At 51.3% G+C, this 22,309-nt stretch carries 20 protein-coding genes; 12 read left to right on the top strand and 8 right to left on the bottom strand.

Features of this window, described 5'->3' with window-relative positions:
- Positions 1 to 21: 21 nt before the first annotated feature.
- Positions 22 to 1,017, bottom strand: coding sequence for a Bug family tripartite tricarboxylate transporter substrate binding protein (locus QWY27_RS04025; protein ID WP_290194958.1), 996 nt, complete (start codon positions 1,015 to 1,017; stop codon positions 22 to 24).
- A gap of 23 nt (positions 1,018 to 1,040) precedes the next feature.
- Positions 1,041 to 2,618: an AMP-binding protein gene (locus tag QWY27_RS04020; RefSeq protein ID WP_290194956.1), complete on the bottom strand. Its 1,578-nt coding sequence runs from the start codon at positions 2,616 to 2,618 to the stop codon at positions 1,041 to 1,043.
- 155 nt (positions 2,619 to 2,773) lie between these two features.
- Between QWY27_RS04020 and QWY27_RS04015 the strand changes: the two genes are divergently transcribed.
- From QWY27_RS04015 to QWY27_RS04000, 4 genes are read left to right on the top strand one after another with little or no spacing between them, the layout of a single operon-like run.
- On the top strand, positions 2,774 to 3,532 hold the full coding sequence (locus QWY27_RS04015) for a hypothetical protein (protein ID WP_290194954.1): 759 nt from the start codon (positions 2,774 to 2,776) through the stop codon (positions 3,530 to 3,532).
- Between the two features lie 58 nt (positions 3,533 to 3,590).
- Positions 3,591 to 4,607, top strand: a complete 1,017-nt coding sequence (locus QWY27_RS04010) for a Bug family tripartite tricarboxylate transporter substrate binding protein (protein ID WP_290194951.1) — start codon at positions 3,591 to 3,593, stop codon at positions 4,605 to 4,607.
- A 7-nt stretch (positions 4,608 to 4,614) separates the two neighbouring features.
- Positions 4,615 to 5,625 carry an NADP-dependent oxidoreductase gene (locus tag QWY27_RS04005; RefSeq protein ID WP_290194950.1) on the top strand — a complete coding sequence of 337 codons (1,011 nt, stop codon included), beginning with the start codon at positions 4,615 to 4,617 and terminating at the stop codon, positions 5,623 to 5,625.
- Entirely contained in the window at positions 5,622 to 6,737 is a 1,116-nt protein-coding gene (locus tag QWY27_RS04000) for an iron-containing alcohol dehydrogenase (RefSeq protein WP_290194948.1), read from the top strand. The genes QWY27_RS04005 and QWY27_RS04000 overlap by 4 nt, the downstream gene beginning before the upstream one ends.
- On the opposite strand, the gene ugpQ is transcribed toward QWY27_RS04000, so the two are convergent.
- Both ugpQ and QWY27_RS03990 read right to left on the bottom strand, forming a co-directional pair.
- Positions 6,734 to 7,450, bottom strand: coding sequence for a glycerophosphodiester phosphodiesterase (ugpQ, locus tag QWY27_RS03995; protein WP_290194946.1), 717 nt, complete (start codon positions 7,448 to 7,450; stop codon positions 6,734 to 6,736). The two genes, QWY27_RS04000 and ugpQ, sit on opposite strands and share 4 nt — an antisense overlap.
- Positions 7,451 to 7,960 carry a DUF1993 domain-containing protein gene (locus QWY27_RS03990; RefSeq protein WP_290194944.1) on the bottom strand — a complete coding sequence of 170 codons (510 nt, stop codon included), beginning with the start codon at positions 7,958 to 7,960 and terminating at the stop codon, positions 7,451 to 7,453.
- A 354-nt stretch (positions 7,961 to 8,314) separates the two neighbouring features.
- Here QWY27_RS03990 and QWY27_RS03985 point away from each other — a divergent pair, with 354 nt between their 5' ends.
- Both QWY27_RS03985 and QWY27_RS03980 read left to right on the top strand, forming a co-directional pair.
- Positions 8,315 to 8,803: a LexA family protein gene (locus QWY27_RS03985; protein WP_290194942.1), complete on the top strand. Its 489-nt coding sequence runs from the start codon at positions 8,315 to 8,317 to the stop codon at positions 8,801 to 8,803.
- On the top strand, positions 8,800 to 10,149 hold the full coding sequence (locus tag QWY27_RS03980) for a Y-family DNA polymerase (protein WP_290194940.1): 1,350 nt from the start codon (positions 8,800 to 8,802) through the stop codon (positions 10,147 to 10,149). Before QWY27_RS03985 ends, QWY27_RS03980 begins: the two co-directional genes overlap by 4 nt.
- 6 nt (positions 10,150 to 10,155) lie before the next feature.
- Here QWY27_RS03980 and QWY27_RS03975 read toward each other — a convergent pair whose 3' ends face one another.
- Positions 10,156 to 11,421, bottom strand: a complete 1,266-nt coding sequence (locus QWY27_RS03975) for an MFS transporter (protein WP_290194938.1) — start codon at positions 11,419 to 11,421, stop codon at positions 10,156 to 10,158.
- Between the two features lie 102 nt (positions 11,422 to 11,523).
- On the opposite strand from QWY27_RS03975, the gene QWY27_RS03970 reads away from it, so the two are divergent.
- The 3 genes from QWY27_RS03970 (at position 11,524) to QWY27_RS03960 (ending at position 15,923) form a co-directional block, all read left to right on the top strand.
- Positions 11,524 to 13,311, top strand: a complete 1,788-nt coding sequence (locus QWY27_RS03970) for an ABC transporter transmembrane domain-containing protein (RefSeq protein WP_290194936.1) — start codon at positions 11,524 to 11,526, stop codon at positions 13,309 to 13,311.
- Between the two features lie 111 nt (positions 13,312 to 13,422).
- Positions 13,423 to 14,391 (top strand): NAD(P)H-dependent flavin oxidoreductase, encoded by a 969-nt coding sequence (locus QWY27_RS03965; RefSeq protein WP_290194934.1) that lies wholly within the window; start codon positions 13,423 to 13,425, stop codon positions 14,389 to 14,391.
- A gap of 83 nt (positions 14,392 to 14,474) precedes the next feature.
- Positions 14,475 to 15,923, top strand: a complete 1,449-nt coding sequence (locus QWY27_RS03960; protein ID WP_290194932.1) for a mannose-1-phosphate guanylyltransferase/mannose-6-phosphate isomerase — start codon at positions 14,475 to 14,477, stop codon at positions 15,921 to 15,923.
- Between the two features lie 13 nt (positions 15,924 to 15,936).
- Here QWY27_RS03960 and QWY27_RS03955 read toward each other — a convergent pair whose 3' ends face one another.
- The gene (locus tag QWY27_RS03955; RefSeq protein ID WP_290194930.1) at positions 15,937 to 16,728 is read right to left on the bottom strand and encodes an enoyl-CoA hydratase; all 792 of its coding nucleotides are present in this window, start codon (positions 16,726 to 16,728) and stop codon (positions 15,937 to 15,939) included.
- 59 nt (positions 16,729 to 16,787) lie between these two features.
- Positions 16,788 to 17,993 carry a chromate efflux transporter gene (gene chrA / locus QWY27_RS03950; RefSeq protein WP_290194928.1) on the bottom strand — a complete coding sequence of 402 codons (1,206 nt, stop codon included), beginning with the start codon at positions 17,991 to 17,993 and terminating at the stop codon, positions 16,788 to 16,790.
- Between the two features lie 118 nt (positions 17,994 to 18,111).
- On the opposite strand from chrA, the gene egtD reads away from it, so the two are divergent.
- Complete coding sequence (gene egtD, locus QWY27_RS03945; RefSeq protein WP_290194925.1) at positions 18,112 to 19,089, top strand: L-histidine N(alpha)-methyltransferase; 978 nt, start codon at positions 18,112 to 18,114, stop codon at positions 19,087 to 19,089.
- 6 nt (positions 19,090 to 19,095) lie between these two features.
- Here egtD and QWY27_RS03940 read toward each other — a convergent pair whose 3' ends face one another.
- On the bottom strand, positions 19,096 to 20,241 hold the full coding sequence (locus tag QWY27_RS03940; RefSeq protein WP_290194923.1) for an SUMF1/EgtB/PvdO family nonheme iron enzyme: 1,146 nt from the start codon (positions 20,239 to 20,241) through the stop codon (positions 19,096 to 19,098).
- A 21-nt stretch (positions 20,242 to 20,262) separates the two neighbouring features.
- On the opposite strand from QWY27_RS03940, the gene senB reads away from it, so the two are divergent.
- Entirely contained in the window at positions 20,263 to 21,243 is a 981-nt protein-coding gene (senB, locus tag QWY27_RS03935; RefSeq protein WP_290194921.1) for a selenoneine biosynthesis selenosugar synthase SenB, read from the top strand.
- Positions 21,244 to 21,259: 16 nt separating this feature from the next.
- Complete coding sequence (selD, locus tag QWY27_RS03930; protein WP_290194920.1) at positions 21,260 to 22,309, top strand: selenide, water dikinase SelD; 1,050 nt, start codon at positions 21,260 to 21,262, stop codon at positions 22,307 to 22,309.

Below are 22,309 nucleotides of genomic sequence, written 5' to 3'. Positions count from 1 at the left end.
TAACCAAATTTTTGATTGAATTTATTGAGCACTTGCACCAGCTAGTTTAACAATTGCACCCCAGCGGTCGACTTCATTGTTATGAAATTGTTTTAATTCAGCACGAGACATCTTTTGCCAGTGCAATACATCGTCAATCCCAAGCTGTTTGAGTCTTGCCACATACTCCGGATCTGAGGCGATTTCTTTGGATACCGTCCAAAGTTTTTGAGCGATTTCGTTGGGTGTTCCTGTCGGCACAGCCAAACCAAACCAGGCGCTGAGATCAAATTCCTTGTAGCCTAATTCAGATAGGCTCGGTACATCAGGTAAAGAGACTGTACGTTTCATGCTCGTCACGGCTAGCGCTCGTAAGCGACCATCGTCAATCATGGGTTTTCCATTCGCTGGCGGATAGAACAGATAATCAATCCGTCCACCAATCAGATCTGTGATCGCAGCAGGGCCAGACGTATATGGAATATGCGTTGTGCGCATTTTTGCAACGGAATTCAGATACTCCGCCGACAAGTGATTTAACTGCCCGCTACCTGTTGTTCCAAAGGAAAGCTTGTCTGGATTCTTTTGGGCAAAGGCGACGATATCGCCCACAGACTTCCAAGGTGAGTCTGCTTTAACAAGGAGAGCGACAGGCGTTAAGCAGATGAGTGCGATCGGTTCCAGGTCGGCGATCGGGTTATAACTCAGTCCTTTCGCTCTGAATAACTCTGGGTTGATTGCGGAGGGTCCAGTATTGGTCACCAGAATAGTGTAGCCATCCGGTGCGGATTTGGCGACCGCGGAGTATGCAATGGCGCCACTAGCGCCACCCCTATTGTCGATGACAACGGGTTGACCGAGTTTTTTAGACAGGCGGGTGCCGAACTCTCTCCCAATAATGTCAGCGAAGGAACCGGCGGGGGCTGGAACAACCATTTTTATGGGTCGATCAGGATAGGCTTGCGCCATGGTGATAGTTGGAGCGATGCATAGAGATAAAAAAGCCAAAATTTGCTTGAACTTGCGAATTGCCATCATGTTCTCCGCTAAAGGGTACTTGTTTAGTTGATGCTGCGTTCTTTGTTGTTCCAATAAACAGCTCTTAGAGCTTTCTTGTCCAGCTTTCCAAGTGATGTGAGAGGGAGTGCTTTGACAAAATCCACTGTTTTAGGGGCTTGTACAGCTCCTTTCGCCGCCTTCACTTTTTGTGTGAGTTCTTGAGCGGAGACGCTGGAGCCTTCCTTCAAAACGACCACTGCTTTGACAGCTTCACCCCAGTCCGCATCGGGGACGCCTATTACGGCAACGGATGCAACGGCCGGGTGTGTCGCAATGACGTCCTCTACTTCTTTTGGATAGACGTTGAAGCCTCCACTAATGATCATGTCTTTCGCGCGATCGACGATAAAAAAATAGCCGCGTTCATTTTGATAGGCGAGGTCGCCAGAATAAAGCCAGCCATGCTTGAGGGCGAGTTTCGTAAGCTCTGGTTCTTTGAAGTAGCCCTTCATGACCAGATCGCCTCGTATGCAAATTTCACCGACCGTTCCTGTTGGTACCTCTTGACCTTCATCATTCAAGATCTTTACGGTCACCCCGGGATAAGGTTTGCCAGCAGAGGCGAGTAGCGAGTCGTCCAAATGATCGATTTCGGACAAGCTTAAAACCGTACTGGGTGCTTCTGTCAGTCCATAGTGTTGAATCAGGATGGGGCCTAGCAATTCTCTGGCCTGTAACAATCGAGGGGGAGAGATTGGGGCGGCACCATACATCAACATCCTGAGGCCTGCCTTAGCGAGGCGATTGCTTTTTGGATGGTCAAGCAGACGATAGATCATGGTCGGCACTAGATAGAGCGCATTCGCTGTGCCCGATTCAATATCGCTGATAAGTCTGTCTGGATCAAAGCCATCGTGAAGGACAACCGTACCGCCATGCCAAAGAACAGGAACGATCATTGCACCGGCTGCGTGTGAAAGAGGTGTGGAGCACAACAAGCGCAGGTCAACCCAATTATGTCCTGCCATCCTGAAGAGTGCATTGGTTGCCAGAGAACAGCTTGTCCCCATGACACCTTTGGATTTACCGGTCGTACCGCCGGTGTAAATTAAACGAACGATATCGTCGGGTTCGCTGACATCTTTCAAGGCTGGACTGATCGCTGGGTCGAAGGCTTCCCAAAGGTACTTGGTACCAGGGCACGCATCATGACAAAAGACATCAAATTTTTGGATGGCACGCAGCTTTAATTCATTGGCCCTCTCTAGACGATCTTGATCAACAATCAGTATCTTGGCTTCACAATTATTCAAAATGTATAGTTGATCGTCTATGCCTCCAAGAGGCTGAAGCGCGACCGATCTGAAGCTGCCGATATAACAAGCTGCCATCACCACAAAAACATCCGCGCGGTTCCCGGACATTTGAACAATGGTGTCACCGCGCTGGAGTCCCAGTTGATGAAGTTTTTCAAGGAGAAACGCAATTCTTCTTGCGATCGTCTCGTAAGTGATTGGCGTCCCATCAGGGTTGATAAAGGCAGCACGTGTCGGGTAACGGCTAAGCAAATTCACAATCATCGAGCCCATCGTTGGGCCAGAGTAGGTCTTGTCGAGTATCGACTCACTAGATGGTTTCATGTTGAACTCATTATTTATCGTGCGTTTTATTCGAGCACTGTCTCCGTTGCGAAAAGTACCTGACGATGCGTGTGATTGCAAGTAATAATCTTTGTGATATCGACTGGAGGAATTCAGTTATATTCAGCGAAAATAAAACGAGGAGACTTTTTTCCATGATTCATATTGCAACTAAAAAAGAATCATTAGTCGGACGCAGACTGTCACGTATGGAGAGCGGGGAAGTGCATTGGAGGACTGATTTTTTGCGTCCTTCCGCTGATTCAACGCACGAGGCCAAGACGGTTTCTCCCCAGGCCTTTTTGATTGAAATGACTCCCACGGAAGTGATTCAGCCGCATTTCCACGAGGTGGAACAATTCCAAGTGTTTATCGAGGGTGAAGGTCAGATGGGCCGCACCGAAGGCAAACTTGGCCCTCTCATGGTGCATTACACCGATGCTTACACTGGCTATGGACCTATTACAGCGAGTCAGCAGGGTCTATCTTATTTTGCTTTGCGTCCACGCAAGGATCCAGGAGCGATTTATCTTCACAAGGACGGCTATCGTGAAAAGCTTCGTCCCTCCAAGAAAAGACATTTTTCCATCCCTTTTGTAAAGAGTACGCAAGCAGTTCTGAGCCATCTAAGCGAGCCTGTTGTGGAGCGCTTGTTTCAGGAGGGGCAGTATGCGCTTGATGATGGATTGTCAGCCAGTCTGGTGCGACTAGGGCCTCAACAATCATTCAGAATGGAGTCTGCGGCGCAAGGTGGTGGTCAGTACCTGGTGAGCTTACAAGGTATTTTGAAGTGCTCAGGTCAAGACTTTGCCGAGTCCTCTGTTTTTTTTAGAGAGCCAACGGAGGCAACATTTTCGGTTCAGGCGGGGGAAGCTGGGGCTGAATTTTTAATATTACAGTTTGGAAAAAGATAGGCTTTCCCTTTTGCAATGAAAGATTGCTTGCTTAATACGCTTGCCTTGGAGACAAAAAATGAAAAAATCAATCAATCAAAGTCCATCAGTCCCTTCAATTGATCGCCGGTCAGTTTTAAAAGGTGGGATGGGAATCATAGCGAGCGCGTTGTTGGGCTCAAAGGTCTATGCGCAAGGAGCATGGCCGAACAAGCCGCTGCGCGTGATTGTTCCGTTTTCCGCTGGAGGCGCCGCGGATACGTCTGCACGTGCTATTTGTGCAGCTGTTGGTGAAATACTCGGTCAGTCAGTCGTGGTTGAAAACCGTACGGGCGGTAACGCGGTGATCGCTGCACAAGCGAGTTTGCAGGCTCCCGCAGACGGCTACACATTTTTATGGGATGCGGCGAATCAACTGACGAATCCTATCCTTTTGAAAAATATCGCGTTTGATTACAAGTCTTCATTTATTCCTGTCACGCTTGCTGTGCGTGTTCCACAAGTATTGGCGGTCAAAGCGGATTTTCCAGCTAAAACACTTAAAGAATTTGTAGCGTACGCCAAAGCTCATCCGAAAAAAGTCACGTGCGGTACGCCTCCTGCTGGAGGGATGGGACATCTTGCGATCGCGATGTTTCAGCAAGTGGCAGGTATCGAGTTGATTCATACTCCCTATCGAGGAGGGGCCGATGCGGTGAGGGATCTGATGGGCGGACAGATTGACTCGACTTTATTGACACTATCGACCGCAATTGGGGCTGTGCAGGCTGGAAAAGCTCGTATTCTTGGTTTAACAAGTTTAGAGCGTACCAAGAGCTATCCTGATATTCCTACAATCGCGGAACAGGGGTATCCTGGCTTTGATATGGATGACTGGTTTGGATTTTTTGCCGCTAAAGATACTCCCGCGCAGGCGATTCAAGCTCTTCAGGCTGCAACTGAAAAGGCAGCCAAATCACCTAATGTCATCAAGACCATTGATTCGCGTGGAATGGTTCTGGTCGTGAACACGCCCGCACAATTTTCAGCTTGGCTTGAGACTCAGCGTTCTGCACTTGAAAAGCTCATTCGCACTGCCAACATTTCCCTTGGTTAAGATTCACATGACTTCTCTCCCCCCTACGAACCGTCAAGTCATCTATGCAAAGCGTCCAACTGGTATGCCGACGCTTGACTGTTTCATCATTCAACAAGCCGAGATTCCTACTATCAAAGCTGGTCAGGTTTTGATTCGCAACCATTATTTGTCTGTTGATCCCTATATTCGTATGCGCATGGAAGCCAAAGACTCGTATGCGCCTGTGATGAAGATCGGTGAAAAAATGGTGGGTCGCACGATTGGACAGGTCATTGAAAGCAAGGACGATTCAATCAATGTTGGTGATTGGGTGGTTGGACGACTGAGTTGGGAGGATGTCAGTGCCGCCGCCGCTGGAGAGCTCCAGAGAATTGATCCGAGTATGAAGCCTTTGAGCGCGTTTCTCGGTGCGCTTGGCTCGACAGGACTGACAGCCTGGTTGGGCTTGATGAAGTTTGGTCGACCTGTCGCGGGTCAAACGGTATTGATCTCTGCAGCTTCAGGCGCAGTTGGTAGCGTTGCCGGGCAGCTTGCCCAGTTGCATGGATGCCGTGCAGTAGGGATTGCAGGGGGCGCCCGTAAATGCGAAATTGTTGTCAACGAATTAGGCTTTGATGCTTGTGTTGATTACAAAAGCCCCAATTTTGCACGGGCACTTTCTGAGGCTTTGCCTGCGGGCGTTGACGTGTATTTCGATAATGTTGGAGGACCGATAACTGATTTGGTTCTTACCATGCTCAACCTTAATGCCCGCGTTGCTTTATGCGGCACTGTCTCTCAATACAATGCGACAGAGCCGTACGGAATTAAAAATTATCGTGAGTTTTTTAATAAACGCGTTTCCCTCCACGGCTTTGTTTTGTCCGATCATCGCGACTTGTGGCCAGTTGCAACGCAAGAAATTCAGGCGGCTTATCGTGCAGGCAAGTTAAAGCATCTTGAAACGATCAGTGAAGGGTTGGAATCGGCGCCGCAAGCCTTTATCGATATGCTGAATGGTGCGAATGTAGGTAAACAGATTGTGCGAATTGTATGAGTATCATTTTATTTGGCCCCCCGGTTCATTTTGATTTTGGTGTACGCAAACAATTGCCGGCAGTGATGGATTCTTCCGGGATCAGGCGTGCGCTGTTTGTGACGGATCGCGGAATTTTATCCGCAGGTGTTTTTGAACAGGCAACTGAAAGTTTGCCTATAGAGCACAAGCAAGCTGTGTTCAGCGATGTGCCTGCCAATCCGACAGAAGCATCAGCAAAAGCAGGTGCTCTATTTTATTTAGAGCAGCAGTGTGACGGTATCGTTGGTATTGGTGGCGGAGCCGCACTCGATTTGGCTAAAGCGATTGCGATCTTGGCTACGCATCCAGCACCCTTATGGAATTATTCCAATCGAAATCCTTCCGAATTGCCCCTTGGTCAAACGCCACCTTTGATTTTGATGCCTACTACTGCCGGTACAGGCAGCGAAGTTGGTCGTTCTGCAGTGATTATTTTCGACAATGGAATCAAAGCCGGTGTGCGTTGTCCGCACATTGTGACCGCGGCATTATGCGATCCTGAGTTGACGCTGGGACTACCTCCTTTGATTACTGCAACGACGGGTATGGATGCATTGGCGCATTGTGTTGAGACTTATTGTTCTCCAACGATCAACCCTCCGGCAGACGCTATTGCATTAGATGGCATGCATAGGTTATTTAGCAGTATCGAGCGTGCCGTCAAGCACGGTGATGATCGCCAATCACGTTGGAATATGATGATGGGGTCTCTGGAAGGAGCTTTGTGTTTTCAAAAGGGGATGGGTGCCGTACATGCTTGTGCCCATCCGTTGGGAGCGCTTGGTTATCACCACGGTACGCTTAACGCTATCTTGCTGCCGCATGTTTTAAGGATGAACTTGAATGAGCTGGGGACTAAAGCAGAAAAAATTGCAGAATATTGCTCGGCTGCTCAAGTGTCAGTCATCCCTGAAAAAATCACTCAGCTGATTGTTTCCCTGGGCATTCCAACGAGACTTAGAGATCTGGGACTGATGCGAGATGACTTGAATGGCATTGCTTGCGCCGCAATGTTGGACAATGCAAACAAGACCAATCCAAGAAAAATGAATATTGAGTTATACGAGGAATTACTAGAGGCTGCATTTTAGAGCGAAGCAAACTCCATGCAGTCTGTGATGATGGCATCAATACCCATTTCCATAAGCATTTGCGCGCGTGTTTGGTTGTTGACAGTGTAAGCTAGTGCGCATAAGTCGCGTGCTTTGATCTCATCAAGCAAGCGTGTGTTGTAAAGTTTCTCATTACAAATGAGTGCTGAACATTGCATGTCTTTTGTAGCCTCGTGCCAATCTGGCGCAAGTGCATCCATGAGAAGACCGCGCGGGATCTCGGGAGCGATGCTTTGGGCACCTCGCAGTGCTTCGCGCTTAAAGGACGAGAGAAGTGGAGGCTGCCCAGACCAAAGGCGTTGAACTTCGCGTGCAACCGATTCGCCGGTTTGCGTTTCAAATCCTAGCGAAGGTTTAATTTCAATATTGAGTTGACATTGCTTGTCGAGGCAGAAACGTATGATCTCTTCGAGAGTCGGTATGGCCTCGCCTTCGAAGGATTTGCTGTGCCAGCTGCCCGCGTCTAAAAGCTTGAGCTCATTCCATGCCAGTAGATGCGCAGGTCCCGCTGCATTGGTCGTTCGATTTAACGTGTCATCATGCAGCAGGTAAACCACGCCATCCGAGCTTAGTTTGGCATCGCATTCAAACATCCTGAACCCGGATTCAAAGCCTGCCCGAAATGCGGCCATGGTATTTTCAGGCGCCTGATGACCTGCCCCTCTGTGTGCGATCCAACGAGGGTAGGACACTTAATACGTTCCCATGTAATCTTTCTTACCAATTTCTACACCATTATTGCGAAGCAAGTTGTAGGCAGTCGTGACATGAAAGAAAAACTGAGGCATGCCGTATTTCAAGGCGTAGTCCTCGGCGGACAGTTTTTTCTCTTTGGGTGTTCCCGGGCGAAGAACAACTTCTTTTACTGAACTGCTGTCGACTTGACTTGCCGAGATAGTATCGATGAGCGCTAAGGTTTTAGCGATACGCTGCTGTAATTCAGCAAAACTTTGTTCATTGTCCTCGTAGGCGGCCACCTCAATCCCTGCAAGACGCGAAGGCACGCTTTTGGCAAAGTCGCAGGCGATTTGGACTTGACGGACGAGCGGCAGCATGTCTGGAAATAAGCGCGATTGCAACAAAACAGTCGGATCAAATTTTCGGTGTTGAGCGTACTCCTCACCCTTTTTGAGTACATCACTCAGTGCGAGCAACATTTGTTTAAAAACTGGAACAGTGGCGGTGTAAAGTGAGATTGGCATGATGTCGATGTCTTTATTGAATGAGGTATAGGGCTGTGATGATTAGATAAGATTCCTGATCAGTATAAGGGTCAGTCTCACACTAATAATCGTTCAGCAGGTGGTCTGTTGGTACGAGTCTAATTGCTTGTTGACTTGGCTGAACATACAAACATCAAAAACTAACATAAATAAAACTTAGTTATTTAAAAATATTCATTAACCTTAAGGCTTGTTTGTTGGACTAAGCAATCCAAAGCTACTCAATAGCTTGGAACTTCGGTCATTCAATATCTTTAATATTTTTGAATTTTTTAATTAAGTGATTGTCTCTAGGACTTGGTTGTATCCAAATGTTAATCGTATACTGTATATATGAACAGTATATTGGCGTCTCAAGTCTCTCCAAACAAGGGAAGGCAAAATCTCACTCAAACCCCTGTCAACGTGGCGTTGGAGCCGGCTGCGGGTGACTTGCCGCTCTTGGCGCATCGGATCAGTGCCGGCTTTCCTTCGCCCGCAGCCGACTATATCGAGGTTGGGCTGGATCTGAACGACTATCTCGTGCGCAACAAGCCAGCGACGTTTTTATTCACGGTGAAAGGGGACTCGATGTCGGGTGCCAGTATCGAAGAAGGGGACAAGGTGATCGTGGATCGCGCCATGACGCCCAAGCATCGCGACATCGTCGTGGCGGTAGTGGATGGCGACTACACACTCAAACGCTTGTACAAACATCGCGGTCGTGTCGAGTTGCGTGCCGAGAATCCCGCTTATCCGCCTATCGAATTCAAGGACGGTAATGAGTTGCTCGTTTGGGGCGTGGTCGTCGGGGTCGTGCGTCGTTACGTGACGGGTGGATGAAGGCAACGGTCATGTTCGGGTCATTCAAGTCATTCACCTCGACGGCCGGCTCCGCCCACTCCGCATGCGCGCCTCAGTTCGCTCTGGTCGATGTCAATAATTTCTATGTCTCTTGTGAACGCGTCTTCAAGCCCAGATTGGAAGGCAGACCGATTGTCGTGCTGTCTAACAATGACGGCTGTGCCGTGGCACGCAGCAATGAGGTCAAGGCCTTGGGTGTCAAAATGGGTACGCCCTGGTTCAAGATGAAAGAGCTTGCGCGTGAGCAAGGCATTCTGGCGTTTTCTTCGAACTATGCACTGTATGGCGATATGAGTAATCGGGTGGTGCAGATTTTGCGTGACTTTTCACCGGACACGGAGATCTACAGCATTGACGAGTCATTTTTGCGTATCGAGACGGTTGCGCATTTGTATGGGGGAGCGCAGGCCATGGGCCAGCAGATGCGCCAGCGTGTGAAGCAATGGACAGGCTTGCCTGTCTGTGTCGGTATCGGACCCTCTAAAACTCTGGCTAAATTCGCGAATCATCTGGCTAAAAAGAATCCCGAGTTCGAGGGGGTCTGCGATTTACATGTGATTCCGCGTACGGAGCGCCTGAGATGGATGAGCTGTGTTGAGGTTGGCGAGGTCTGGGGCGTGGGCGGACGGATTGCCCGACGTCTCAATGAGATGAACATTTACACGGTACTTGATTTGCGCAATGCTTCGCCCAAGGAAATGCGCCGGCACTTTGGTGTGGTTCTTGAGCGTACCTGCAACGAGTTGCGCGGCATTTCCTGTCTCGCGCTCGACGATATCGCCGCGCCCAAACAACAGATCATGTCCTCGCGTAGTTTTGGCCGACCTGTCGAAACGATCGAGGAGTTGCGCGAGTCGATTGCAAGTTACCTGGCGCGCGCCGCTCAAAAGCTCCGCCAACAACAATCTGTGTCAGCTGCTGTCTATGTGTTTATTCAGACTAATCGGTTCAATCAGGACAAGCAATATCATGCTGGCCTGACCGTGCCACTGCATGAGCCTACCGATGACACGCTGGCGCTGACTGCCGCGGCACTGGCTGGGCTGGAGGTGATGTATCGCCCGGGGTATCGATACAAAAAAGCGGGTGTGATGCTGACGCTGTTATCGGATAAACAGGCGCGTCAAATGAGCATTTTTGATGATGCAGCCGCAGTCAATCGGTCGACCAAACTGATGCGCGCACTCGATATGATTAATCGAGACTATGGGCATGGCACGGTACGCTCGGGGGTGAGCGGTGTTGCGCAACGCTGGGCGATGCGTAATGAAAATCGTTCGCCCCGATACACTACGCGGTGGGACGAGTTGCCGATCGTGCGCTAGCGCTGACTACCGGCGTCCGCCTGCCATTTTGATGGCTTCTGGCTGTCGACGCAGAACCATCATGCTGAAGGCGCCAAATAATGGGCCGATCGCCAAGACGATGAAAGCATAGCGCCAGCCAAGCGCATCGGAGAGTTGTGCGACCAGCCAGATCGAGCCTGCTGTCAGCAGAAAACCGAGACTCGTCTGCAAAGTCAATACGGTACCGATTAAGCGAGGTTCGGCAAGCTCAGCGATGGCCGCTGAAAATTGCGCGGAGTCTGCCACAACAGTCATGCCCCAGATTGCAGCGATCACGATGACCGCGAGCGGACCGGCTTCTACTGAAAATCCGATCAGCAGCGCACAGCCGCCGCTTAAGAGTAACGCACCAACTGTCGTGAGGGTGCGTCCAATGCGATCGGCAAGGAGACCCGCTAGCAGGCAGCCAATGGCTCCGATCCCCATCACGAGAAAAGTAATCAGCGAGATGGAGGCATGGCCCAACTCGATCTGCATGCCGGATGCGGGGAGCGCCCAGACGAGAAAACTGCCAAGCCAGGCCCACATCGCATAGAGTTCCCACATATGACCGAGATACCCGCCTTGTGCCAATAGAATCGGTTTGTTGCGCAAGAGTGCTTGAAGGTCTGACCAGCGGAATGTCATGGATTTTGCGTGTTTGGGACCCAGTCGAACGATGTGGATAGCAAGCGCAGCTGTCAGTGCGCAACCGCTTGCGAGGGTGACCGGTATTTTCCAGCCAATGCTGACAAATGCATAAAAAAGGTGGGGCATCGCAGAGCCAAGGGTTACGGCGCCGACGAGGGCGCCCATCAGTAATCCCATGTTGCCGGTTGACCAGCCTGCGGCGAGTTTCATGCCGACTGGATAAATGCCCGCCATGCACATTCCTGTGGCAAACCTCAGCAATGGGGCGGCCGGATGATCAAAACCGCAGAGCAATAGCGCACCATTAAAGAGCGCGCCCAATACCGCTGCAGTGGAAAATAGCGCGCGGGAATCGAAGCGATCGGCTAGGCCCCATCCCGCGCTCGCGAGAGTGCCCGCGACAAATCCAATCTGAACGGCGGAGGTGAGGGCGGCCGCGGCATCGGTGGAGAGCTGATTGGCGTCCAGCAGACTCGGCACTGCTGCGGAGGCGGAAAACCATAAGGCCATCGCCGCAATCTGGCACATGATAATTAGCAGGATGGATAAGCGACGACCGCTCTCATCCGGGGATGGTGGGATCGGGAGGGATGGTTCGCCGGCGATGTCGCTTTCGCGCATGGATGCCCAACCTATTTAAAGAGGCTATTACCCGGATTTCTTTGATTTTATCTTTTATTCAGCATCAAAATATCAGCGCTGCTTCACTTACACTAGCGCACTATGGCGACAAAACTCAGTAGTCTGACCCGCTGGTTGCGGGAGTATCGGGTGCTTTCCCGTTACAAAACACAGTGGTTCTTGGCGGGACTGTTTCTGCTTTTGGCGGCCGCTGCCACGTTAGCCGTACCACTCGCGTTTCGCGATCTGGTTGATACGGGTTTGACGAGCGATGCGATTGATTTGAAGTTCATCAACTTGCTGCTCCTGGCTGTCGCGTTGGCATTGATGACGGCAAGCCGGTTCTACGTCATGTCCTGGCTCGGCGAGCGTGTCGTGGCAGATATTCGCCAGCGCGTCTTTGAAAATGTCTTGCGTCAGAGCCCGGCTTATTTTGAAACGCTACAAACAGGCGAAGTGCTGTCGCGACTGACAAGCGATACGACGCTCGTACAGACTTTGGTGGGGTCCAGTATCTCGATTGCCTTACGCAGTCTTGTCATGTTGCTCGGTGGGATGACCATGATGCTGGTCACGAGCGCCTGGTTGGCCGGCGTGATGATTGCCTTGCTATTGGTGATCGTATTACCGCTTTGGGCCTTGGGGCGAAAGGTTCGCAAGATGTCACGGACCAGCCAGGATAAAGTCGCTGACACGAGTGCCATGGCGGGCGAGGTCCTGAACGCGATCACGACTGTGCAGGCATTTGTGCGCGAACCTTATGAACAAAAACGTTTTGATTCGGCTGTGGAAAGAGCCTTCGCCGAAGCCAAGAAACGTATCCAAATGCGCTCGGTATTGACTGCCACCGCTATTTTGATGGCTTTTGCTGTGATTGTGTTCGTCCTGTGGATCGGCGCCCGTCAGGTCACTGCTGGTGCGATTTCACTGGGTGAGCTGACTCAGTTTGTGTTGTACGCAGTGCTGATCGCGGGCTCGATCGGCGCTTTGTCAGAGACATGGGGTGATCTGCAACGTGCGGCTGGCGCCACGGAAAGACTGGTGGAGTTGATGCAGGCTAAGCCTGCGCTCGACTTTGACGTCCATAATTTGGGCGTATCCACTCAAGCATCAGAGCCGCAACGGTCTCAGTCAGCGCTACGCAACCACGCCGAACAAGCTGATGCGATTCAGTTCAAGGATGTCACGTTTGCGTATCCGTCGCGACCAGATTTTCTGGCGATGAATCATCTCTCCTTTTCTGTACCGCAAGGTGCACGCTATGCGCTGGTAGGTCCTTCGGGCGCAGGAAAAAGTACTTTGTTTGCGATGTTGTTGCGCTTTTACCAGCCCACGGACGGGCATATCCAGATATTTGGTCGTGAGATTGAACAGTGGCCAGTGAGCGAACTGCGAAACCAGATTGGGATCGTTCCACAAGAGCCAGTGATTTTTGCTTCTAGTGCGATGGAAAATATCCGTTATGGCAGACTGGACGCGACAGACCAAGAGGTCATCGCTGCCGCCAAGACGGCACATGCTGATGGATTCATTTCTGCCTTGCCTCAAGGATATGACAGTTTCTTGGGTGAACGCGGCGTGCGTTTGTCAGGCGGGCAGAAACAACGGATTTCTATTGCGCGTGCTATTTTAAAAAATCCCCCGATCCTTTTGCTGGACGAGGCGACAAGTGCTCTGGACGCAGAGTCTGAGCGCGAAGTTCAACTTGCCTTGGACAGTGTGTTGCCTGGCAGGACATCTCTAACGATTGCTCACCGTTTGGCGACTGTCTTGAGGGCCGATCAAATTATCGTGATGGAGCACGGTAAAGTTGTCGAGCGAGGTAGGCATGAGGAGTTGATCACCCAAGGCGGACTCTATGCACGCTTGGCTAGGCTACAGTTTGCATAAAGGCCTAACTTGAACTCTCTGAGCCTGACTAATCATGTAGAGATCAAGGGGCGGATGTTCAAGGGTCGCCCGGTGATTTTGTACAAATAACTTTATTGAAGCGAGGGCCTAATGTCTATAAATCCACTTATTCCGCCGGTGCTGAAAGATTTGAGTTTTCCGGTGATTGCTTCCCCGATGTTTACAGTTAGTTATCCAGAGCTAGTATTGGCGCAATGCAAGGCGGGGATTGTCGGTTCATTTCCCGCACTGAATGCAAGAGAGCCGAAGTTGCTCGACGAGTGGCTTTATCAGATCGCTGAGGACTTGAAAAATTATAAGAATCTGAATCCTCATTCGAAGATTGGTCCAGTTGCAGTGAATCAGATTTCACATCAATCCAATGTTCGCCTGTTACAAGATGTTGAAACCTGTGTGCGCCACCAAGTTCCCGTTATCATCACATCGCTTCGCGCACCGGTAAAAGAAGTCATTGACGCGGTACATAGTTACGGTGGCATCATTCTCCATGACGTGATCAATATCAGACATGCCGAAAAGGCTCTGGAATCAGGGGTGGATGGTTTGATCGCTGTTGCTGCTGGCGCAGGTGGTCATGGTGGAACTTTGTCGCCCTTTGCCTTGATAGGTGAAATCAGACGGTTTTTCCAAGGGCCTTTAGCCTTGTCTGGTTCAATTGCAACCGGTCAGGCAGTACTCTCTGCTTTAGCGATGGGAGCAGACTTTGCCTATGTGGGGACGCGCTTTATTGCAAGTAAAGAAGCAAATGCGAGCGATCTCTACAAGCAATCAATTTTGAATTCCTCTGCGGCTGATATTATTTACAGTAATCATTTTTCGGGCGTGCACGGAAACTATCTTCGCGAAAGTATCGTTCGCGCGGGTCTCGATCCTGATAATTTGCCTGTGGCTGATAAAAACAAGATGAGTTTTTCAGATGGTCGTTCCAAGGCTAAGGCCTGGAAGGACATTTGGGGGGCGGGCCAAGGGGTTGGACAAATCGACACACTTCTCAGTGTTCAGGAGATTGTGAATCGAATGCGCATCGAATATGAACAAAGCCTAAGAGCGTTGAACTAAGCGCGAAGCCTTCTCTGATAAAATCAAGTGCGTTTTGATAAGAATTTTTCGCGCGTCGATCTTTCAAGTAAGGCTCTACTTTCATGATTCAAGTCACCCCTGTCATTCTCTGTGGCGGTTCTGGCACGAGACTGTGGCCACTCTCTCGCGGCGGTTTTCCCAAACAGTTTTTATGCCTGACAGGAGACAACAGCTTATTTCAGCAGACAGCTGAAAGAATGCAGGGGCTAGGCAGCCGCACAGAGCAGGCCAGCGCGCCCTTGATTGTCTGCAATGAAGAGCATCGCTTTCTGGCTCAGGAGCAGCTGCGTGAGTCCGGTGTGACGGGCGCCAGATACCTGCTCGAGCCGATCGGACGCAATACCGCACCGGCCTTGACCCTGGCTGCCTTGGCTGCACTCGAGGGTGGTGCGGATCCAATTTTGGCAGTGACCCCTGCGGATCAGGCCGTCTCAGATGTGGCTGCTTTTACTCAAGCAATGAATGCTGCGATTGCCGAGGCAGTCCATGACAGCATCGTCATCTTGGGCATCCAGCCCGATCGGCCTGAAACGGGTTACGGCTATATCAAGACAGGTCTTGCGGGGACTTCGAATACCGTCATATCGACTGTCGAGCGTTTCGTGGAAAAGCCTGATCTCGAAACAGCGCAAGCTTACATAAACGAAGGCTGTTATTTCTGGAATGCGGGGATCTTTGTTTTAAAAGCCTCAGTATGGCTAAAGGCGATGGAGGCTTTTCAGCCCGAGATGCTGACCAAGATCAAGCATGCATGGCAGGCGCGTCAAGCAGATAGTCAGTTCTTGCGTCCAGGCAAGGCGGAGTTTGAACAAGTGCCCGGAGAGTCGATTGACTATGCCGTCATGGAGCGCTGTCCCGGCAGTCCCTTTGCCACCAAAATGGTGAGCCTGAATGCCGGCTGGAGTGATTTGGGTGCCTGGGATGCGGTGTGGAACGTTCAGGAAAAAGACGCCTCCGGTAACTCCCACAAGGGTGATGTGATCTCCAAGGATTGTCGCGATACGTTTGTGCATGCCTCCAGTCGTCTGGTGAGCTTGGTCGGGGTACAAAACCTTGTGGTCATTGAGACAGCAGATGCCATCCTTGTCGCGGATAAGTCGCGCGGCCAGGATGTTAAGCACATCGTCGAGGCGCTCAATAAACAGAGCCGCCAAGAACAAAATTTACATCGCAAAGTCTACCGTCCCTGGGGCTGGTATGACAGTATCGACGGTGGCGGGCGCTTCAAGGTCAAGCGTATCCTTGTCAATCCCAAGGCCAGTCTGAGCCTGCAGATGCATCATCACCGCGCCGAGCACTGGGTCGTAGTTTCAGGCACCGCTGAAATCACCAATGGTGATAAGACGACCATCTTGACTGAAAACCAGTCGACTTACATTCCTCTCGGACAAACGCACCGTCTGTCCAATCCAGGCACGATTCCCCTTGAAATCATTGAGGTGCAGTCTGGTAGCTATCTGGGTGAGGACGACATCGTGCGCTTCGAGGACCAGTACGGACGCACTGTTTAGTGATCCATGCAGCCTAATTATTTTTGTGCGGTTTTTTTTGCTTTTCTTTAAAAAATTTACCCATATAAAGTTCTGGTTCGCCAGTTCTAAAAGCTGAAGCAAACTCATCGATACTCTTTTGAATAGAGGTATCGAGAGGCTCGTCTTCCCACTCGCGCATCATGCGTTTTTGTTGCGCCAGAACATTGGGGCCGAGCTCGGCGAGTCCATTTGCGAGATGAGCAATCTCAACATCAAGCTGCTCCATTGGGACGACTTTATCAAGCAGACCCCAGGAGTGTCCTTGCTCGGCATCGATGATTTCACCAGTCAGGAGCAACCAGTTGGCACGGGCTTTGCCGATCAAACGCGGCAAGAGAGCGGCGTGAATGACAGACGGAATTCCAACCTTGACCTCGGGCATCCCAAGACGCGCAGCGGTTGAACCAATACGCAGATCGCAACAAAGGGCAAACTCCAAGCCGCCACCAAGCGTCCAGCCCGGTACGCGCGCAATGACAGGGACGGATATTTGCCTGACAGTTTCGCAAAGCTGCCGCAACTTATTGATAAACACGGACGCGCTGTGTTGATTCAATCCAGACATTTCTTTAATGTCTGCTCCTCCGATAAATGCTTTGTCACCTTGACCGCGAATGACTAACACGCGAATATCCTTGCGTGTCTCCACCCAGACGAGTGCCTCCTGGATGCTAGCGATGGCAGGTGAGCCTAAAATATTCAAACTTCCTGCGTGCTGAATGCAAAGCGTTGCAACAGCGTTTTCTGAAATTAAGACGGTCGCGTATTCGTTTTCAAAATTCATCTTGTCTCTTCAAGTTGTTATTTGATATTTGTTGCTGACTTAAGTATTCAATCGCTACATTACACCAGGTGCAGCAGCCATCCCGCTATACCGCCTGCAATGACGACGAGCCAAGGTGGTAGCTTCCAGAACATGAGTGCGACAAAGGCGATGAGTGCCAGCCCGAAGTCTTGTGGGCTCAGGATCGCGCTTGTCCAGACTGGTTGATAGAGGGCTGCAAGGAGCAATCCCACCACCGAGGCATTGATACCGGCTAACGCAGCTTGCGTGCGCAAATTTTGGCGCATTTGCTCCCAAAAAGGCAGGGCGCCAACAACTAATAGAAAAGAGGGGATGAAAATTGCGATCAACGCGATCATTCCGCCAAGCCAGCCGTTCGGTTCTGAAGTCATTGACGCGCCCAGAAAGGCGGCGAACGTGAAGAGTGGTCCTGGCATCGCTTGGGTCGCGCCATAACCCGCAAGAAACACCTGCTCGTCCACCCATCCAGTTGGTACCACTTCTGACTGAAGCAACGGCAGGACGACATGCCCACCGCCAAAGACGAGAGAGCCCGCGCGATAAAAGGCGTCGACGATGGCGAGGGTTTGATTGGGGAAAGCTTCAGCAGCAAGGGGTAAGCCAATGAGTAAAACGAAAAAGACGCCTAGCCACATCGAGCCGGTTTTGCGTGAGATGTGGATGGGAAGTGGATCGTGCGCAGCAAGTTGAGCAGGATTAAACAATACAATGCCGGCAATCCCTGCAAGGATAATGACACCCACTTGTGACCAGACCGACGGAACAAGCAGAACAGCGCAGGTTGCGAGCATCATGATAGTGATGCGTGCCGAGTCGGTACAAAGACTGCGCGCCATGCCCCATACTGCCTGGGCGACGACGGCGACAGCAACTATTTTCAAACCTTGCAGCGCACCGACGGGAAAAGTGTTGCCCATTGATGAGATCCCGATGGCAAACAGAATAAGAATGAAAGCAGAGGGCAAGGTAAAGCCCATCCAGGCCGCCAGAGCACCTGAATACCCCGCTCTGGAAAATCCGAGCGCAATGCCAACCTGGCTACTGGCTGGGCCTGGCAGGAATTGACACAGTGCAACGAGATCGGCGTAGCTGCGGTCGCTTAACCACTGGCGACGCACAACGAACTCATCCCTAAAATATCCAAGATGCGCGACGGGCCCTCCAAAGGACGTCAAGCCCAAGCGTAAGAAAATTAAAAAGATGATCCAGGGATTGCACTGCTGTGCAGGGGTGGCCGTAGTCATGGTCTCTTGAGTGCTTAAAATGTGTAAGTGATTATGCCTCAGACGAGGCCGTGCGACGATTGCTTTGTGCCAACGTGTTAAGGTTTGAATCAATTTTTGTGCGTTGCACGGAGTAAGCATGGCTGATCGTACCCCGCGTTTTTATAATACTTTTGACCTCGATCCTTCCGCGGTGGTCAGAGAGCTCGAATCAGGGTTGATGGCAGCCAGTGCGCATTGCTCTCCTAAATATTTTTACAACGCATTAGGATCAACGCTATTTGAGGCGATTACCCATCTGCCTGAGTATTATCCAACGTGCACCGAAGCTGCAATTTTTAAAGAACACGCGCACGCGATTCATCATCACATACCGGATCATGCCGCTTGGATTGATTTGGGGGCTGGTAGTTGTCAAAAAGCGGCCAGCCTGTTTGCAGGTACGCCTCCGGGCGTTTATGTGGCCGTCGATATTTCGCTCGATTACCTGAAAGACACCTTGCTGAATCTTCAGCGCATATATCCCGCAGTGGACATGGTGGGAGTGGGTATGGATTTTTCCTCCTCGCTTGATTTCCCTGCGGCGCTTTCAGAGGATTTCAACAAGCGCCCGGTCTTCGCTTTTTATCCAGGCTCAAGTCTGGGTAATTTCACCCCTTCTGAAGCGCTTGAGTTTCTGGGTCGAATAGCCAAGCTCTGCAAAGCCGGACAGTCAGGATCGGGTCTGCTGATCGGGATTGATCTGGTGAAGTCGACAGAGGTGCTTGAACGTGCTTACGATGATGATCTTGGTGTCACTGCCGCGTTTAATCTCAATATTTTGAGGCATATCAATAGTTTGTTGGGGACAGATTTTGATGTGCGTGAATGGCGACACAAGGCTTTGTTCAATGTGGCTGAGTCACGTATTGAAATGCATCTGCTTGCACGTCATGCGTTGACAGTGCGCTGGGGACATCACGCGCGAAACTTTGAGTCGGGCGAGGCGATCCATACAGAGAATTCCTATAAATGGACTCTCCCAAGCTTCAAGCAGCTTTTGACGCAAGCCGGTTTTACTCATACTCAACATTGGACTGATACCGCTGAACAATATGCTTTATTTTGGGCGAGTTGATATCCGTCAGCGGCACACCCGAAATCCCGCGTAAATATCGCAGCGATCAGGTGTGAAAAAATTTCTGTAGTTCAAGTTGCGTAAATACGGATGCGTGACCCAGGCTGCACCTCGAAGGACTTTGCGTGAACCAAACCAGGGTGCGGAATATTCTGCATAAGGGTGTGGGGTAAAGCCTTCAAAAGGCGTGAATGCATCCTCCGTCCACTCCCATACCTCACCCCAAACGAAATCAGCCTGCGTGCGTGCGGCCATATCCCATTGCGCTTCGGTCGGGAGTCTGCATTGTGCCCAGCGGCAGTAAGCTTGCGCATCATCCCAAGAGATGTGGGTGGCACAGCTTTCGGGTTGGATCGGTTGCCACGTGCCAAAGATCCGGATTTCAAAGGGCAATACGCCGCGTGACGATGCGGCAGGCCGGACATAAGGGGGCAGACGATGTCCCGTAGCCTGAACGAACTCGAGATACTCTGCCCAGGTTACAGGATGGAGTGCGATTGTGAACGGCTCAAGAGAAGTATGCCGCTGACCGATTTCGTTATCAAAGCAAAAATATTGGCCTGCCAATTGGGACCAGTAGGTACCCATTGACCAAGAGCCCCCAGGTAGATGTCTGACGCCCGAATGTCTCTGTCCAGAGGGGCGCTCTGACCAGGTCACCTCAAAAGGGATCTCAAGGGCTTGAGCCATATAGCTGCTTGCCTCCAGATGCATGGCTTCATGCTGCAGTGCAAGCCAGTAAAAGTACAAGGCAGGGGAGCCATCTGCTTCACTGGAAAGGTGTTTCAATGTGTCTTGCAGAGTCTGGTCAAGGTAGGCTAAACAAGCAGAGGTTTGAAGGAGCGGGAGTTCCCACCGCAGGTCGTGATCTACGCGTGTGCTGTCGTACCAGGCGTCCGCCAAGTCGAGCACTGAAGGCAGGCGAGGGTGGGTCAAGTCCTGTTTGATCCCGAACGCGCGCTGTTGATTGCGAGCCACCCAATATTCTTGAAACCAGGCAAGATGGCCCAGCTCCCAAAGCGGCGGATTAAACTCGTCTTTCCGAGGAACAATCAGTGCACCTGCACGCTGATAGTGGGCAAACGCCTCAAGAGTATGGGTGCGAAGTGCTTTAAGCCCTTGACCCAGCATGTTTACTTCAGCTCGTCGCATGATTATTGGTAACCTTGAATAATGTCTATTTTACCCAAGCACCCACATCTGAGTGTTGTGATTATCAGTCCTGCCCTGGCTGCAGCCAATAATGGCAATTGGCAGACCGCTCAGCGCTATGCGTGCATGTTGCGGTCCTTTTGTCGGGTGAGGATCGCGCAGCAATGGGATGGTCATGCGCAGGATCAGGTCATGATCGCCCTGCATGCGCGCCGAAGTCACTCTTCGATTGCCGACTGGCATGCGCGCCATGGGTCGCATGGTTTAGTCGTCGTACTGACCGGAACGGATCTCTACCGCGACATACAGAGCGATCATGATGCGCAACAATCGCTGAGATGGGCGCATACTCTTGTCGTGTTGCAGAGCGAGGGCGTGCAAGCAGTCCCTGAAGTGTTCAGACCGAAAACGGTTGTCGCTTTTCAGTCAACCACGACCCGACAGACTTTGGCCAAAACAGACCGTCATCTCCGTGCCATCATGGTGGGACATTTGCGGGCTGAAAAAGCGCCCCGAACTTTTTTCAAGCTTGCAAAACTGCTCAATGAACATGGGGATATCCATTTGCAGCATGTGGGGGGCGAGCACGATCCCGACCTCGCAAAAGAAGCCCACTCGACGGCTGCGCTGTATCCTCACTACACGTTTTTAGGTGCGCGTCCCCATGAGGCCACACGCCGTTTGATTCAGCGTGCACATGTATTGGTGCATCCCAGCGTGATGGAGGGAGGCGCACATGTCGTCATGGAGGCGATTTGTAGCGGTGTACCGGTCCTTGCTTCCTGCATCCCGGGAAATATCGGCATGCTTGGCTCGGATTACGCAGGATTTTTCCCGACTGACGATGTCGAGGCGTTGGCGAGTCTTCTTTTGCGTGTGCGTCATGATCCTGAGTGCTATGCCCAGTTACAAAAACAATGCGCTTTGCGCGCACCTCTATTTGCGCCAGCCCGCGAGCAAGAGCGTTTGATTACAATCGTTCAACAGTCAATTTCGTCTTAAACCGCCAAGGATTTACATGAAAACAAATGAGCCACGCTTAACTTCCCTGTCACACGGTGGCGGATGTGGATGCAAAATCGCTCCGGCCGTCTTATCGGAGATTTTGAAGGGCACGCTGCAAATGCCGATCCCGAAAGAGCTAATGGTAGGGATTGCAACCGCTGATGATGCCGCGGTGTATCGTTTAAATGACGAACAGGCTTTGATCGCGACCACGGACTTCTTCATGCCGATCGTGGACGACCCACACGAGTTTGGTCGCATCGCCGCAACCAATGCGATCAGTGATGTGTATGCGATGGGGGGCCGTCCGATTTTGGCTTTGGCTCTGGTGGGGATGCCAATCAACGTTCTATCGACCGAGACGATCGGTAAAGTGCTTGAAGGCGGAGCATCCGTTTGTCGGGCTGCAGGGATTCCGATTGCGGGTGGCCACACCATCGACTCTGTCGAAGCGATTTATGGTCTGGTGGTTTTAGGGCTCGTGCATCCTGATCGGGTCAAGCGCAACGATGGTGCTCGTAAAGGTGACGTCATGATTTTAGGCAAGCCTGTTGGTGTGGGGATCTTATCCGCAGCATTGAAAAAAGAGGCTTTGGATGCCGAGGGTTATGCCTCGATGCTGCACAACACGACAAAATTAAATACGCCTGGACCAGAGCTTGCCGAGTTAGCGGGCGTTCATGCCTTGACGGACGTCACGGGATTCGGTTTGGCCGGTCACGCGCTTGAAATCGCCCGTGGTGCGGATTTGACGGCTCAAGTGAACTGGTCGGCTGTGCCGCTGTTGCCAGGTGTCGTGGATTTGATCAAGGCAGGGATGGTGACAGGTGCTTCAGGTCGAAACTGGGAAGGCTATGGCAAAGACGTCAGCCTTGCAGCCAATTTACCCGCCGAGTGTAAAACCTTGCTGACTGATCCACAGACCAGTGGTGGCTTGTTGGTGTGCTGTGCGCCGGATGCGGTACAGGACGTCTTGGCCATTTTCAAAAAGCATGATTTTGGTCATGCCAGCGTCATTGGTGAGATCACTGACAAGCAGGCTGCGCGTCTCGTGGTGAACTAA

Source organism: Zwartia vadi (assembly GCF_030410375.1).
Lineage (GTDB): Bacteria > Pseudomonadota > Gammaproteobacteria > Burkholderiales > Burkholderiaceae_B > Zwartia > Zwartia vadi.
The sequence above is the reverse complement of the archived record's forward strand: the minus strand, read 5'-3'. Positions and strand labels throughout refer to the sequence as shown.

Excerpts from the sequence above, each read along its gene's own strand:
- selD (WP_290194920.1), top strand. The coding sequence starts at position 21,260 with ATGAAAACAAATGAGCCACGCTTAACTTCCCTGTCACACGGTGGCGGA.
- QWY27_RS04015 (WP_290194954.1), top strand. The coding sequence starts at position 2,774 with ATGATTCATATTGCAACTAAAAAAGAATCATTAGTCGGACGCAGACTG.
- chrA (WP_290194928.1), bottom strand. The coding sequence starts at position 17,993 with ATGACTACGGCCACCCCTGCACAGCAGTGCAATCCCTGGATCATCTTT.
- QWY27_RS03955 (WP_290194930.1), bottom strand. The coding sequence starts at position 16,728 with ATGAATTTTGAAAACGAATACGCGACCGTCTTAATTTCAGAAAACGCT.
- QWY27_RS03980 (WP_290194940.1), top strand. The coding sequence starts at position 8,800 with ATGAAGGCAACGGTCATGTTCGGGTCATTCAAGTCATTCACCTCGACG.
- QWY27_RS03960 (WP_290194932.1), top strand. The coding sequence starts at position 14,475 with ATGATTCAAGTCACCCCTGTCATTCTCTGTGGCGGTTCTGGCACGAGA.
- QWY27_RS04020 (WP_290194956.1), bottom strand. The coding sequence starts at position 2,618 with ATGAAACCATCTAGTGAGTCGATACTCGACAAGACCTACTCTGGCCCA.
- QWY27_RS04000 (WP_290194948.1), top strand. The coding sequence starts at position 5,622 with ATGAGTATCATTTTATTTGGCCCCCCGGTTCATTTTGATTTTGGTGTA.
- QWY27_RS03970 (WP_290194936.1), top strand. The coding sequence starts at position 11,524 with ATGGCGACAAAACTCAGTAGTCTGACCCGCTGGTTGCGGGAGTATCGG.
- senB (WP_290194921.1), top strand. The coding sequence starts at position 20,263 with ATGTCTATTTTACCCAAGCACCCACATCTGAGTGTTGTGATTATCAGT.
- egtD (WP_290194925.1), top strand. The coding sequence starts at position 18,112 with ATGGCTGATCGTACCCCGCGTTTTTATAATACTTTTGACCTCGATCCT.
- QWY27_RS03985 (WP_290194942.1), top strand. The coding sequence starts at position 8,315 with ATGAACAGTATATTGGCGTCTCAAGTCTCTCCAAACAAGGGAAGGCAA.
- QWY27_RS04010 (WP_290194951.1), top strand. The coding sequence starts at position 3,591 with ATGAAAAAATCAATCAATCAAAGTCCATCAGTCCCTTCAATTGATCGC.
- QWY27_RS03940 (WP_290194923.1), bottom strand. The coding sequence starts at position 20,241 with ATGCGACGAGCTGAAGTAAACATGCTGGGTCAAGGGCTTAAAGCACTT.
- QWY27_RS04025 (WP_290194958.1), bottom strand. The coding sequence starts at position 1,017 with ATGATGGCAATTCGCAAGTTCAAGCAAATTTTGGCTTTTTTATCTCTA.
- QWY27_RS03990 (WP_290194944.1), bottom strand. The coding sequence starts at position 7,960 with ATGCCAATCTCACTTTACACCGCCACTGTTCCAGTTTTTAAACAAATG.
- QWY27_RS04005 (WP_290194950.1), top strand. The coding sequence starts at position 4,615 with ATGACTTCTCTCCCCCCTACGAACCGTCAAGTCATCTATGCAAAGCGT.
- QWY27_RS03975 (WP_290194938.1), bottom strand. The coding sequence starts at position 11,421 with ATGCGCGAAAGCGACATCGCCGGCGAACCATCCCTCCCGATCCCACCA.
- QWY27_RS03965 (WP_290194934.1), top strand. The coding sequence starts at position 13,423 with ATGTCTATAAATCCACTTATTCCGCCGGTGCTGAAAGATTTGAGTTTT.